The sequence below is a fragment of the Streptomyces sp. FXJ1.172 genome (assembly GCF_001636945.3).
GTDB lineage: Bacteria > Actinomycetota > Actinomycetes > Streptomycetales > Streptomycetaceae > Streptomyces.
Map to the genome: position 1 here is coordinate 7,370,771 of NZ_CP119133.2, position 12,351 is coordinate 7,383,121.

At 71.2% G+C, this 12,351-nt stretch carries 14 protein-coding genes; 11 read left to right on the forward strand and 3 right to left on the reverse strand.

Features of this window, described 5'->3' with window-relative positions; translation table 11 throughout:
* The first annotated feature begins 21 nt into the window (after nucleotides 1–21).
* The gene (locus tag A6P39_RS33170) at nucleotides 22–573 is read left to right on the forward strand and encodes a TetR/AcrR family transcriptional regulator (RefSeq protein ID WP_067055109.1); all 552 of its coding nucleotides are present in this window, start codon (nucleotides 22–24) and stop codon (nucleotides 571–573) included.
* Nucleotides 570–2,093 (forward strand): MFS transporter, encoded by a 1,524-nt coding sequence (locus tag A6P39_RS33175; protein ID WP_067055112.1) that lies wholly within the window; start codon nucleotides 570–572, stop codon nucleotides 2,091–2,093. The genes A6P39_RS33170 and A6P39_RS33175 overlap by 4 nt, the downstream gene beginning before the upstream one ends.
* Before the next feature lie 26 nt (nucleotides 2,094–2,119).
* Here the strand turns inward: A6P39_RS33175 and A6P39_RS33180 are convergent, their stop codons facing one another.
* Nucleotides 2,120–2,791, reverse strand: a complete 672-nt coding sequence (locus A6P39_RS33180) for a lysophospholipid acyltransferase family protein (RefSeq protein WP_067055115.1) — start codon at nucleotides 2,789–2,791, stop codon at nucleotides 2,120–2,122.
* Nucleotides 2,792–3,126: 335 nt separating this feature from the next.
* On the opposite strand from A6P39_RS33180, the gene A6P39_RS33185 reads away from it, so the two are divergent.
* The 3 genes from A6P39_RS33185 to A6P39_RS33195 all read left to right on the forward strand — a co-directional run bounded on the left by A6P39_RS33185 (nucleotide 3,127) and on the right by A6P39_RS33195 (nucleotide 5,444).
* The gene (locus A6P39_RS33185) at nucleotides 3,127–4,302 is read left to right on the forward strand and encodes a glycerophosphodiester phosphodiesterase (RefSeq protein ID WP_067055119.1); all 1,176 of its coding nucleotides are present in this window, start codon (nucleotides 3,127–3,129) and stop codon (nucleotides 4,300–4,302) included.
* 93 nt (nucleotides 4,303–4,395) lie between these two features.
* On the forward strand, nucleotides 4,396–4,902 hold the full coding sequence (locus A6P39_RS33190; RefSeq protein ID WP_067055122.1) for a sigma-70 family RNA polymerase sigma factor: 507 nt from the start codon (nucleotides 4,396–4,398) through the stop codon (nucleotides 4,900–4,902).
* Nucleotides 4,903–4,946: 44 nt separating this feature from the next.
* Nucleotides 4,947–5,444: a GNAT family N-acetyltransferase gene (locus A6P39_RS33195; RefSeq protein ID WP_067055125.1), complete on the forward strand. Its 498-nt coding sequence runs from the start codon at nucleotides 4,947–4,949 to the stop codon at nucleotides 5,442–5,444.
* On the opposite strand, the gene A6P39_RS33200 is transcribed toward A6P39_RS33195, so the two are convergent.
* Nucleotides 5,434–5,874: a hypothetical protein gene (locus tag A6P39_RS33200; protein WP_199841019.1), complete on the reverse strand. Its 441-nt coding sequence runs from the start codon at nucleotides 5,872–5,874 to the stop codon at nucleotides 5,434–5,436. The two genes, A6P39_RS33195 and A6P39_RS33200, sit on opposite strands and share 11 nt — an antisense overlap.
* Complete coding sequence (locus tag A6P39_RS33205) at nucleotides 5,855–6,214, reverse strand: hypothetical protein (protein WP_067055131.1); 360 nt, start codon at nucleotides 6,212–6,214, stop codon at nucleotides 5,855–5,857. Before A6P39_RS33205 ends, A6P39_RS33200 begins: the two co-directional genes overlap by 20 nt.
* Nucleotides 6,215–6,295: 81 nt before the next feature.
* Between A6P39_RS33205 and A6P39_RS33210 the strand changes: the two genes are divergently transcribed.
* The 6 genes from A6P39_RS33210 to cbiE all read left to right on the forward strand — a co-directional run bounded on the left by A6P39_RS33210 (nucleotide 6,296) and on the right by cbiE (nucleotide 12,124).
* Nucleotides 6,296–6,946, forward strand: a complete 651-nt coding sequence (locus tag A6P39_RS33210) for an HAD family hydrolase (protein WP_067055134.1) — start codon at nucleotides 6,296–6,298, stop codon at nucleotides 6,944–6,946.
* Nucleotides 6,947–7,289: 343 nt separating this feature from the next.
* Nucleotides 7,290–8,333 (forward strand): methionine ABC transporter ATP-binding protein, encoded by a 1,044-nt coding sequence (locus tag A6P39_RS33215; RefSeq protein ID WP_067055137.1) that lies wholly within the window; start codon nucleotides 7,290–7,292, stop codon nucleotides 8,331–8,333.
* A complete protein-coding gene (locus tag A6P39_RS33220) occupies nucleotides 8,330–9,067 on the forward strand; it encodes a methionine ABC transporter permease (RefSeq protein ID WP_067055140.1) in 738 nt (245 codons plus the stop codon). Before A6P39_RS33215 ends, A6P39_RS33220 begins: the two co-directional genes overlap by 4 nt.
* 67 nt (nucleotides 9,068–9,134) lie before the next feature.
* Nucleotides 9,135–9,965: a MetQ/NlpA family ABC transporter substrate-binding protein gene (locus A6P39_RS33225; RefSeq protein WP_067055142.1), complete on the forward strand. Its 831-nt coding sequence runs from the start codon at nucleotides 9,135–9,137 to the stop codon at nucleotides 9,963–9,965.
* Between the two features lie 174 nt (nucleotides 9,966–10,139).
* Nucleotides 10,140–10,778, forward strand: coding sequence for a GNAT family N-acetyltransferase (locus A6P39_RS33230; RefSeq protein WP_067055145.1), 639 nt, complete (start codon nucleotides 10,140–10,142; stop codon nucleotides 10,776–10,778).
* Nucleotides 10,779–10,900: 122 nt separating this feature from the next.
* Nucleotides 10,901–12,124 (forward strand): precorrin-6y C5,15-methyltransferase (decarboxylating) subunit CbiE, encoded by a 1,224-nt coding sequence (cbiE, locus tag A6P39_RS33235; protein WP_067055148.1) that lies wholly within the window; start codon nucleotides 10,901–10,903, stop codon nucleotides 12,122–12,124.
* Nucleotides 12,125–12,351: the final 227 nt, after the last annotated feature.

A 12,351-nucleotide genomic window follows, 5' to 3' on the forward strand; every position in this document is an offset into this window, starting at 1 on the left:
CACTTGGGCTACTGTTGTCTCATGGCCCTGGATCGTGACCACGTGCTGCGCAGCGCAGCCGCCCTGCTGACCCGTAAGCCGACCGCGACCATGGACGAGGTCGCCAAGGCCGCCGGGATCAGCCGGGCCACGCTGCACCGCCACTTCGCCGGGCGCGACGCCCTCGTCCGGGCGCTGGAGGCGCTCGGCATCGCGGAGTGCGAGGCGGCCGTGGACCGCGCCCGGCTGGACGAAGGCTCCGCGAGCGAGGCCGTGCGCAGGCTGGTGCGCGAGATCCAGCCCGCCGCCGGGCTGCTCGCCTTCCTCTACGGCGAGAGCCAGTTGTGGGAGGGCGAGCGGCAGAACGACGGCTGGCTGAGCCTGGACACCCGCATCGGCGCGGTGTTCCAGCGCGGGCAGCAGTCCGGCGAGTTCCGTATCGACCTCACCCCGGTCTGGCTCACCGAGGCGCTGTACGGGCTGATCGCCTCGTGCGCCTGGGCCACCCTGGACGGCCGCGTGGCCGCCCGGGACTTCCCGACCATGGTCGCCGAGCTGCTGCTCGGCGGCGCCGTACGAAGAGAGGAACCATGACCAGCACCCTGCAGCCGGCCCGCGCGGCGGAGGCGGAGAAGAGGCCGGGCCGCTGGCTCGCGCTGTCCGTCCTCGTCCTGGCCGTGCTGCTGGTGGCCGTCGACGCCACCGTCCTCGGCCTGGCGACCCCCTACATCAGCGAAGACCTGGCCCCCTCCGGCACCCAGCTCCTGTGGATCGGCGACGTCTACTCCTTCGTCATCGCCGGTCTGCTGGTCTCCATGGGCAGCCTCGGCGACCGCATCGGCCGCAAGCGGATCCTGCTCGGCGGTGCCACGGCGTTCGGCGCGATCTCCGTTCTCAACGCCTATGCCACGACACCGGAGTTGATGATCCTGGCGCGGGCGCTGCTCGGTGTCGCGGGCGCGACCCTGATGCCCGCCACCCTCGCCCTGATCCGCAACCTCTTCCACGACCCGCGCGAGCGCAGCCTCGCCGTCGGCATCTGGGGCGCCACCGCCTCCGCCGGTACGGCCATCGGCCCCATCGCGGGCGGCTTCCTGCTCGAGCACTTCTGGTGGGGCTCGGTCTTCCTCATCAACCTGCCGGTGATGGCGATCCTGGTCCTCGTCGGCATCCGCACGCTGCCCGAGTCCCGCAACCCCGACCCCGGCCCCTGGGACCTGATCAGCGTCATCCTGTCCCTGGTCGGCATGATCGGCGTGGTGTACGCGATCAAGGAGGCGGCCACGCACGGCGTCACCTGGCCCACGCTCGCCGCGGGCCTGCTGGGCGCCGCCGCGCTCTACGGCTTCGTCCACCGCCAGCTCACCATGCCGGCCCCGCTGCTGGACATGCGCCTGTTCCGGCGGCGCGGCTTCAGCGGGGCGGTCCTCGCCGACCTGCTGACCGTGCTCGGCATGTCCGGCCTGGTGTTCTTCCTCTCCCAGTACCTGCAACTCGTCCAGGGCAGGCGCCCGTTCGAAGCCGGGCTCGCCGAACTGCCCGCCGCAGTCGGCGCGGTGGCGGCCGGCCTGGTCGCGGGCCGTGCCGCCCGCCGCTTCTCGGTGCGCGCGGTGGTCTCCGGCGGTCTGGCCGGGGTGGGTCTGGCCCTGGCCGCGCTGACGACCCTGGGGGTGTCGACGGGCTACCCGGTCCTCGGCGCCGCGCTGCTGGTCGTCGGCGTCGGCGCGGGCTTCTCCTTCACCGTCACCGCCGACGTGATCCTCTCCAGCGTTCCCAAGGACCAGGCGGGCGCCGCCTCGGCGGTCTCCGAGACGGCGTACGAACTCGGCGCGGCCCTGGGCATCGCCCTGCTGGGCTCGATCGTGACGGGCGTCTACCGCGACTTCACCGGCCCGGCGGGAACTCCGGCGACGGCTCATGAATCACTGGGTGCGGCAGTGGAGGCAGCGACAGGAATGCCCCCGCACACGGCAGGGCCGATGCTGGAAGCGGCCCGGGAATCCTTCGTCCACGGCCTCCAACTGGCCTCAGGCGCAGGAGCAGCGGTCCTGCTGGGGACGGCGGTGGCGGCGTGGTTCCTGCTGAAGGGACAGAACCTCGAAAGCACCGGATGAAGTGACCAGCCGAACCGCCGGCGGCGCTAGGCTGCCTTCGCCTTCGTTGCGTACATGTCCACGTACTCCTGCCCGGACAGCCGCATCACCTCGGCCATCACGGAGTCGGTCACGGCGCGCAGCACATAGCGGTCCCGGTCCATCCCGTCGTACCGCGAGAACTCCATCGCCTCGCCGAAGCGAACGGTGACCCGGCCGGGCCGCGGAATGCCGGAGCCCCCCGGCTGCAGCTTGTCCGTGCCGATCATGGCGAAGGGAACCACCGGCGCACCGGTCATCAGCGTCAGCCGCGCGATACCGGTGCGCCCCCGGTACAGCCGGCCGTCGGGCGAGCGGGTGCCCTCGGGGTAGATCCCGAAGATCTTGCCCTCCTCCAGTACCCGGCGCCCGGTCATCAGCGCGGCGACGCCGCCGTGGCCGCCGTCCCGGTCCACCGGGATCATGCCGACGCCGGTGAAGAACCAGGCCATCAGCCGGCCCTTGAGGGTCTTGCCGGTGACGTACTCGTCCTTGCCGATGAAGTGCACCTGGCGCTTGGTGACCACCGGCAGCACGATCGAGTCGATGAACGTGAGGTGATTGCCGGCCAGGATGACCGGGCCGTCCCCCGGGATGTGCTCCACGCCCTCCACCTGTGGGCGGAACATCAGGCGCATGATCGGTCCGAGCACTGCCTTGATGAGCGCGAAGCGGGACAACGGGTCCTCCGATGTCAAGGGGGGCGTTATGAGTCTGTGCAGGTGAGGACATTACTCGCGGTCCCGGGGAGAACGCACATCGGGTAAGCCCGGTTCACCCAGGTCTTACGAAGTGTTGACGCGGGTTTACCTGTGGTGGCCGCCCGGCAACGGCCCGGCGCCGCGCTGGACCGCGCCGCCCACAGGACACACGGCGTCACCCGGGTGTTCCGGCCCAGGTCTCCCTCCGGTCATGACCCCGACCCTACGATCGGCCCGACTTCACGAGAGAAGAACGAGCCTTGTGAGCCATGCGGGCTTCACGAGCGGACGCGGACGGCAGGCAGGAGACGCCGATGGGCAGCGACCAGGCGAACGAGCAGACTCAGGGCACCGCACGGCGGGCGATCCTCGGCGCGGCGGTGTTCGGCGCGGGCGGGGCGGTCCTCGGGCTGCCGGGCACGGCCGGTGCGGCCGAGGCCCGGACCGCGAGGCCCGCGGGCCGGGGCCTGAAGAGCCTGCCCGTGCCGACGGTCATCGGCCACCGGGGCGCCGCCGGCTACCGCCCGGAGCACACCTTCGGCTCGTACGACCTGGCCCTGGACCTCGGCGCCGACGTCGTCGAGGCGGGCGACCTGGTGCCCACCAAGGACGGCCATCTCGTCTGCCGGCACGAGCCGGAGATCGGCGGCACCACGGACGTCGCCTCCCATCCCGAGTTCGCCGGCCGCAGGACCACGAAGGTGCTCGACGGGGTGCCCACCACCGGCTGGTTCACCGAGGACTTCACGCTCGCCGAGCTGAAGACGCTGCGCGCCGTCGAGCGCATACCGGCCAACCGGCCGCACAACACCCTCTACAACGGACGCTGGGAGATCCCCACGTTCGAAGAGGTCCTGAAGTGGCAGGACGAACAGACCCGCAAGCGCGGCAAGCAGGTCTGGATCTACCCCGAGACCAAGCACCCCACCTACTTCCGCGGGCTCGGCCTCGGCCTGGAGGAGCGGGTGGCGAAGCTGCTCGCCAAGTACGGCAAGGACGGCCGGAACTCGCCGGTCATCCTGCAGTCCTTCGAACCCACCAGCATCCAGAGGCTCAACCAGCTGGTCGACAACCCGCTCGTCGTGCTCCTCTCCTCGGCGGACAGCCGCCCCTACGACTTCGTGGCGGCGGGCGACCCGCGCACGGTCGCGGACCTGATCACGCCCAAGGGCCTCAGGGAGATGGCCGGCTACGCGCAGGGCATCGGCCCGACCCTGGACCTGGTGATCCCGAAGAAGGCCGACGGCACCCTGGCCGAGCCGACCACCCTGGTCCGCGACGCGCACAAGGTGGGCCTCGTGCTGCACCCCTACACCATGCGCAACGAGAACCCGTTCCTGCCGGCCGAGTACCGCAAGGGCAGCGCGGCCGACGCCTACGGCGATCCCTTCGGCGCGTTCAGGACGTACTTCGCGACCGGCATCGACGGTGTCTTCACCGACAACGCCGACACCGGCGTGCTCGCCCGCGCCGACTTCCTGGCCGGCTGAGCCCTCGTCAACCGTCCGAGCGGCCGGACCTCGTTCGGGCTGACTCCGCGCCGCCCCGGAAACCCGCACCCGGGGCGGCGCGTCGTTCCGCATATGACGCACGACTTGTTGGCCGCTCTGCATCCGCTGCTCACCGCCGAGGCCTCGGCCGAGGCATATGCCGCCGGGAGCGAGCCGGGCGACCTGGAGCAGGCCGTCTGGCTGCGCCTGCTGGAGCGGCTGGCGCGCGAGGGGCCGCCGCCGGACCCGGAGGGCTGGCTGCGCAAGGCCGTCCGCGCCGAGGCCCGCCGCAGCCGCCGCACCACCCGGCTCGAACGTCCCTACGGCATCGAGCCGGCCGACGACGACCGCCCCGGCCCCGAGCAGCACGTGCTCACCGCCGCCCGGTACCGCGCCCTGCGCGAGGCGGTCCGCCGGCTGCCCGGCCGCTGCCCCCGGCTGATCGAGGCCCTGCTCTCCCCGAAGGACCTGACATACCGGGAGATCGCAGGGGAGTTGGGTATCTCACAGGGCAGTCTTGGCCCGGAACGCTCCAGATGTCTGGGATGTCTACGGCGTTTGCTCACCCCGGAGGTTGCGGCGCGTGAAGTGCGGGGATAGGAGTGAGAGCGACAGGTGATCAGGTGAGCGGGAGGCGTGCGCACATGGGCATGAGCGTGACCATCTCGGTGGCGACCGAGCAGGACGCGGAGCAGATCTTCAAGCTCCAGTACCTGTGCTTCCAGAGCGAGGCGGCGCTGTACGGCAACTACCGCATCGACCCGCTCGTGCAGAGCCTGGACTCCGTGCGCCAGGAAGTCGCCTCCGACTGCGTCTTCGTCGCCCGGCTCGGCGACGAAGTGGTCGGCTCGGTCCGCGGCAAGGTCACCGACGACGGCGCGGCCGCCATCGGCAGGCTCTGTGTCCACCCGCGCCTGCAGGGCCACGGCATCGGCGCGCGGCTGCTGCGCGCGGCGGAGGCCGCGCTGGCGCAGGAGCGTGGCGCCACCAAGTTCCGCCTCCTCACCGGCCATCGCAGCGAGGGCAACCTGCGCCTGTACCGGCGCTCCGGCTACGAGACGGTGGGCCGCTCCAGGGGCACCGACGGCCTCGAGCTGATCATCCTGGAGAAGCAGGCCGGAGCGTACGCGGCTACGGCCTGACCGTGCCGCGGGACTTCCGCAGCCAGTACATCGCGGAGACCGGCAGCAGCACGGGGATGAAGATGTACCCCATCCCGTAGTCGGACCAGACGGTGGCGTCCGGGAAGGCCGAGCTGTCGGCCACCGTCCACGTCCCCACGATCAGCACACCCGCGAGTTCGGCGGCGCAGCACACCAACGCCGCCCGCCGGGCCGCCTCCCCACCCCGGATCAGCGTGTACGTGATGAACCCGTACACGACGCCGGCCACGGCCGACAGGGAATAGGCAAGCGGTGCCCGGTGGAAGTCCGTGGCGATCTGGTACGCGGAACGCGACACCGCGCCGACCACCATCACGCCGTAGAACCAGACGAGCAGCATCCCCGGCCCGCCGATCAACCGGGCCGGCTTCTCCTCGGCCGCCGTCACGTCAGCCTCCCCAGATGTCATAGAGCCGCACCTCCAGAACGGCCATCACCACACCGCCCGCGGCGGCCGTCACGGAGCCCCAACGGGTCCGTTCGGCCAGCGACATCAGCCCCGCCGCCGGAATGCAGGCGAACGCCCCCAGCAGATACGCCACGAAGATCGTCGTACCCTGCTCCGCCTTCTCGCCCCGCGTCAGCTGCACGATCCCGATCACCAGCTGGATCACGCCCAGCAGGGTCACCACGGCCATGCCGATGAAGTGCCAGTCCTTGGTCGGCTGGTCGCGATAGGCGGCCCAGCCGCACCAGGCGGCGAGCAGCAGCGCGGCGACCCCGGTCACCAGCGTCAGGGCATTGAGCATGCGGAGACCTTATTACGGCCGAGGTCGCGGCCGTAACGGCCCCCCGGCGCCGCTCCCGCCGTACACCGTAGGGTCTAGACCATGACGATCCACGCACAGGCCCTCCTCTTCGACAACGACGGCACCCTCGTCTCCTCCCTCGACTCCGTCGAGCGCTGCTGGACCCGCTGGGCCCGGGAGTACGGGATCACCGCCGAGGACTTCGGCCGCGTGGAACTGCACGGGCGGCCCGCCGCCGAGATAGTCGCCGACCTGCTGCCCGCCCACGCCGTGCCGGAGGCGGTCGCACGGGTCGAGCAGCTGGAGGTGGAGGACGTGCCGAACGGGGGCGTACGGCTCCTGCCCGGCACGAGCGATTTTCTGGCGAGCCTGCCCGCCGACCGCTGGGCCGTGGTCACCTCCGCCACCCGGCGGCTCGCCGAGGCCCGCCTCGACGCCGTCGGCATCCTGCCCAAGACGCTGGTCACCGCCGACGACATCACCCGCGGCAAGCCCGACCCCGAGCCCTACCTCCTCGCCGCCCGTCAGCTGGGTGTCGACCCGGCCCGCTGTGTCGTGTTCGAGGACGCCCCGGCCGGACTCCAGGCGGGTCGCGCCGCCGGTATGACCACCGTGGCGTTGGCCACAACCCACCGGGCCGAAGAGCTGGACGCCGACCTGGTGGTGACGGACCTGTCGGCCCTGTCCGCACTGGTCACCGACGAGGGTGTGGAGATCTCCGTCCGCCGCTGAAGCCACGCCCGAGACTGTCCGCCGCTGTCCACTATCCGGACAGCGACGGCCGGTCAGGACCGTAGGTCTGGTTTACTGGCACGCATGACCACAACGACGAGCCGCACCCCTGCGACCGAGGCGACCATGACGCCCGGTGCTCGTTGTATGTGTCGTTCGATGCGCCGAATGTGCGCCTTCTAGAGGGCCCCCGCATCATCTGAGCCTCGCGCCCCGAAGCGAGAGCCGTGGCATGTCCGTGCGCCGTAGGCCGTACGAGACGCACGCCCCCTCCATGCCTGAACCGCATGCACCCGTGCCCGGGCACACCCACGCCCGCGCACTCGACAGTGACGGAAATCCTGTGATCACCACCTCGGGCCTGACCAAGGTCTACCGCTCCCGCGGCCGCGAGGTCACCGCCCTCGACGGCGTCGACCTCCACGTCCGCGAAGGCGAGGTCTACGGCGTCATCGGCCAGTCCGGCGCCGGCAAGTCCTCCCTCATCCGCTGCGTCAACCTGCTGGAGCGCCCCACCTCCGGCACCGTGACCGTCGCCGGACAGGACCTCACCGCCCTGGCGGGCCGCGGCCCGCGCGCCGGCCGGGAACTGCGCCAGGCGCGCAGCCGCATCGGCATGGTCTTCCAGCACTTCAACCTGCTGTCCTCGCGGACCGTGCAGGACAACGTCGAGCTGCCGCTGGAGATCCTCGGCAAGTCCGGGAAGGAACGCTCCCGCAAGGCGCTCGAACTCCTTGACCTGGTCGGCCTCGCCGACAAGGCGGGGGCCTACCCCGCCCAGCTCTCGGGCGGCCAGAAGCAGCGCGTCGGCATCGCCCGCGCCCTGGCCGGCGACCCCAAGGTGCTGCTCTCCGACGAGGCCACCAGCGCCCTCGACCCGGAGACCACCCGCTCCATCCTCCAGCTGCTGCGCGACCTGAACCGGCAACTGGGCCTGACCGTCCTGCTCATCACCCACGAGATGGACGTCGTGAAGTCGGTCTGCGACTCCGCCGCCCTCATGGAGAGGGGCCGCATCGTGGAGTCCGGCACCGTCAGCGAGCTGCTCGCCACCCCGGGCTCCGAGCTGGCCGCGGCCCTGTTCCCGGTGAACGGCGAACGCACCGGCGCCGACCGGACCGTCCTCGACGTCACCTTCCACGGCGAGGCCGCCACCCAGCCGGTCATCTCCCAGCTCTCGCGCACCTACAACGTCGACATCTCGATCCTCGGCGCCGCCATCGACACCGTCGGCGGCCTCCAGATCGGCCGGATGCGCATCGAACTGCCCGGCCGCTACGAGGACAACGTGGTGCCGGTCGGGTTCCTGCGCGAACAGGGCCTGCAGATCGACGTCGTCGGCTCCGAGGGCCAGGAGTCCGTGCTGGTGAAGGAAGGTGCCAAGTGACCTGGTCCGAGATGCAGCCGCTGCTGTCGCAGGCCTGTACCGACACGCTCACGATGGTGGTCTGGTCCACCCTGATAGCCGTCGCCGTGGGCCTGCCGCTCGGCGTCCTCCTCGTCCTCACGGACCGGGGCGGTCTGGTGCAGAACGTCGTCGTCAACAAGGTGATCGGCCAGATCGTGAACGTCGGCCGGTCGATGCCGTTCATCATCCTGATGGTCGCGCTGATGACCTTCACGCGATGGGTCACCGGGACGACGATCGGGACGACCGCCGCGATCGTGCCGCTCGCCATCGGCGGCATCCCCTTCTTCGCGCGCCTGGTCGAGACGGCCGTCCGCGAAGTGGACAACGGACTCGTCGAGGCCGTGCAGTCCATGGGCGGCAGCACCTGGACGATCGTCCGCAAGGTCCTCGTCCCCGAGGCCCTGCCGTCGCTGATCGCCAGCACCACCACCACGGTCATCGCCCTCATCGGCTACTCCGCCATGGCCGGCACGGTCGGCGGCGGCGGCCTCGGCGACCTCGCCGTCCGCTACGGCTACCAGCGCTTCGAGACCCAGATGATGTGGATCACCGTCGCGATCCTCGCCGTGGCCATCTCCCTCATCCAGTTCGCCGGCGACTTCGCGGCCCGCTCCCTGCACAGTCGCGGTGCCCGCTCCGGCCCCGGGCCGAGGCTCCGCCTGCTGAAGGCCAAGGAGCCCGCCACGGCCGACGTCGGCAAGGCCGCGTAGGCGGCCCCCACAGTCTCCCGTCATCACCCACGACGGGTCGCACCACCCATCAGGAAAGGCACTTTTCGTGCGTAACACCGCCAAGCTCACCACCGCCGTCCTCGCCGCCGGAGCCCTCACCTTCGGGCTCAGCGCCTGCGGCTCCGGCAGCTCCTCCAGCTCCCACGACTACAGCGGCCCGCTGGTCGTCGCCGCGAGCCCGACCCCGCACGCCGAGATCCTCGACTTCGTCAAGAAGAACCTGGCGAAGAAGGCGGGCCTCGACCTCGAGGTCAAGGAGTTCACGGACTACATCACGCCGAACACGGCGACCGAGGACGGCTCGGTGGACGCCAACTACTTCCAGAACCAGCCGTACCTGGACGACTTCAACGCCAAGCGCGGCACCCACATCGTGCCCGTCGTCACGGTGCACCTGGAGCCGCTCGGCCTCTACTCCCACAAGGTCAAGAAGGCCGACGCGCTGAAGAGCGGTGCGACCATCGCCGTCCCGAACGACGCCGTCAACGAGGCCCGCGCCCTGAAGCTGCTCGCTGCCGACGGGCTCATCACCCTCAAGTCCGGCGCCGGCAACGAGGCCACCCCGCAGGACATCGCCGGCAACCCCAAGCACCTCCAGTTCAAGGAGGTCGAGGCGGCGCAGACCCCGCGCTCCCTGGACGACGTGGACGCGGCCGTCGTGAACGGCAACTACGCCATCTCCGCCGGACTGAAGCCCGCCAAGGACGCGATCCTCCTGGAGTCGGCGAAGAACAACCCGTACGCCAACTTCCTCGCCGTGAAGAAGGGCAACGAGAAGGACCCGCGGGTCGAGAAGCTCGCCAAGCTCCTCACCTCGCCCGAGGTGAAGAAGTTCATCGAGGACAAGTACCAGGGCTCGGTCATCCCGTCCTTCTGAGCCGGCACACCCGGCGAGGACAGTGCAGCACGCACGGGGTCCACTCCCGCACCGCGCGGGGAGTGGACCCCGTCGTGCGGTTCAGTGGTTTCATGCTGCATGCTGGGCAGTTCAGCGGGCCCTGTCCCGGTCCTGACGGTCTCTCAAGTACTTCCGAAGGTTACGGAGCGGCGCATGACTAGCACCTTCCCCACCATCTCCATCAGCACGGAGCGGTTGGTGCTGCGTCCCCTCGACGCGGACGATGCGCCCGCCCTGGCCGAGATGATGAACGACGAGCAGGTCGGCACCTGGACCGGCGTCCCCCAGCCCTACACCGAGGACCGGGCCCGCCACTGGATCACCCGCTACGCTCCGGCCGAACGCATCGCCGGCCGCGGCCTCGACCTCGCCGTCACCGAGTTCCTCACCCAGCGCCTGGTCGGCATCGTCCAGCTCGCCAAGACCAACTGGCAGGTACGCTCGACCGAGATGTCGTACATCGTCGCCCCCTGGGCCCGCGGCGAGGGCTACGCCTCCGAGGCCGCGCTGGCCACCGCGCAATGGCTCCTGCGCGACCAGAAGTTCGAGCGCATCGAGCTGCGCACCGCCGCCGACAACACCGCCTCCCAGCAGGTCGCCCAGAAGATCGGCTGTATCAGCGAGGGCGTCCTGCGCAACGCCTGCATAGTCCACGTCCGCGGCGAGGACGGCACCTGGACCGACGTACGCAGCGACTACATCGTCTGGAGCCTCCTCCCGGAGGACCTCGAGGGCGCCGACGAACAGCTCGCCGACACCAGCGGCTTCACGTCGTACTCCGACTGGAACTGAGGCACACCGCAGGGCGGGCTCTTGCCCCGGCGCGCGTCCGACAGCTCCACCGGGTACCCTCGACCAGCCCGCCCATGGGCCCGTACCCCTGACGACCTGCGAAGACCTGGAGACTGACGACGATGGCCGACCGGGTGACGGTGATCGGCTGGGACGGCTCGCCGCTGACCGCCGCGGCACGGGCCGCCCTCGGCGCCGCCACGCTCGTGGCGGGCGCGGCCCACCATCTGGCACTGGCCGAGGTCCCGCCCGCCGCCGAACGCGTCCGCCTCGGCAGCGTCGCGCTCGCCGCCCGCCGGATCGCCGCCCACCGCGGCACCGCGGTCGTCTTCGCCGACGGCGACCCCGGCTTCTTCGGCGTCGTCCGCACCCTGCGCGCCCCGGAGTACGGCCTGGAGGTCGAGGTCGTCCCCGCCGTCTCCTCCGTCGCCGCCGCCTTCGCCCGCGCCGGCATGCCCTGGGACGACGCCCAGGTGGTCGTCGCCCACCGGCGCACCCTGCGCCGCGCCGTGAACGTCTGCCGCGCCCACGCCAAGGTCGCCGTCCTCACCTCGCCCGGCGCCGGCCCCGCCGAACTCGGCCTGCTGCTCGACGGCGTCCACCGCACCTTCGTCATCTGCGAGGAACTGGGCACCGAACGCGAACAGGTCAGCGTCGTCACCTCCGACAAGGCCGCCGACCACACCTGGCGCGACCCCAACGTCGTCATCGTCATCGGAGGGCCGGCCGCCGCGGCGGAGAGCGGCGGCTGGATCGCCGGCCGCGACCCCGGCACCGGCCCGCGCGGCTGGGTGCAGCCCGACGAGTCGTACGACGACGGATCCGGCGCCGGCCTCGGCGAGGGCGAGACCGAACTGCTGCGCGCCGCCCAACTCGCCCGGCTCGGCCCCCGGGTCGGCGACCTCGTCTGGGACATCGGCTGCGGCTCCGGCGCGTTCGCCGCCGAAGCCGCGCGCGCCGGGGCCGCCGTCATCGCCGTCGACCGGGACCCACGGGCCTGCGCCCGCACCGAGAGCGCCGCCCGCCGCCTGGGTGTCCTGCTCCAAGTGGTGCAGGGCGGCGCCCCGCACGTCCTCGAGAACCTGCCCGAGCCCGACGTCGTACGGGTCGGCGGCGGCGGCGCGGCCGTGGTCTCCGCGGTCGCCGACCGGCGCCCGCGGCGCATCGTCACGCACGCCGCGACCCGCGACGAGGCCGAACTCGTCGGCCGCGACCTGACCGAGCACGGCTACCGCGTCGAGTGCGCCCTGCTCCAGTCCGTCGCCCTCGACACCCGCGCCTGGAGCGAGACCGAGCGGAGCGTCGCGTTCCTGCTCAGTGGCATGCTGCCGGATCGCGCCCCGTGATCCTGTTGTCGTACTGCGCGCGGTAGGCTGGCCGATCGTTGTACCGCACCGGGCGGCCCGGAACTTCGTTCGCCAATGTCCGGAAAGCACGCCCGTTTTGGGGTGGGTGTGGTACTGCGGAACCGGAGGACGCGCAACGTGGCGCAGTCCACAGCGGGCTGTCGCGGATCATGCTGTCGCGACGGCGGAACGGCCGGGACAATGCCACTGAATGGCTTTGTCGCCTT

Bases quoted from the DNA above. Each gene is read 5' to 3' on its own strand.
- A6P39_RS33170 (WP_067055109.1), top strand. From the start codon at position 22: ATGGCCCTGGATCGTGACCACGTGCTGCGCAGCGCAGCCGCCCTGCTG.
- A6P39_RS33175 (WP_067055112.1), top strand. From the start codon at position 570: ATGACCAGCACCCTGCAGCCGGCCCGCGCGGCGGAGGCGGAGAAGAGG.
- A6P39_RS33185 (WP_067055119.1), top strand. From the start codon at position 3,127: ATGGGCAGCGACCAGGCGAACGAGCAGACTCAGGGCACCGCACGGCGG.
- A6P39_RS33190 (WP_067055122.1), top strand. From the start codon at position 4,396: ATGACGCACGACTTGTTGGCCGCTCTGCATCCGCTGCTCACCGCCGAG.
- A6P39_RS33195 (WP_067055125.1), top strand. From the start codon at position 4,947: ATGGGCATGAGCGTGACCATCTCGGTGGCGACCGAGCAGGACGCGGAG.
- A6P39_RS33200 (WP_199841019.1), bottom strand. From the start codon at position 5,874: ATGACATCTGGGGAGGCTGACGTGACGGCGGCCGAGGAGAAGCCGGCC.
- A6P39_RS33205 (WP_067055131.1), bottom strand. From the start codon at position 6,214: ATGCTCAATGCCCTGACGCTGGTGACCGGGGTCGCCGCGCTGCTGCTC.
- A6P39_RS33210 (WP_067055134.1), top strand. From the start codon at position 6,296: ATGACGATCCACGCACAGGCCCTCCTCTTCGACAACGACGGCACCCTC.
- A6P39_RS33230 (WP_067055145.1), top strand. From the start codon at position 10,140: ATGACTAGCACCTTCCCCACCATCTCCATCAGCACGGAGCGGTTGGTG.
- cbiE (WP_067055148.1), top strand. From the start codon at position 10,901: ATGGCCGACCGGGTGACGGTGATCGGCTGGGACGGCTCGCCGCTGACC.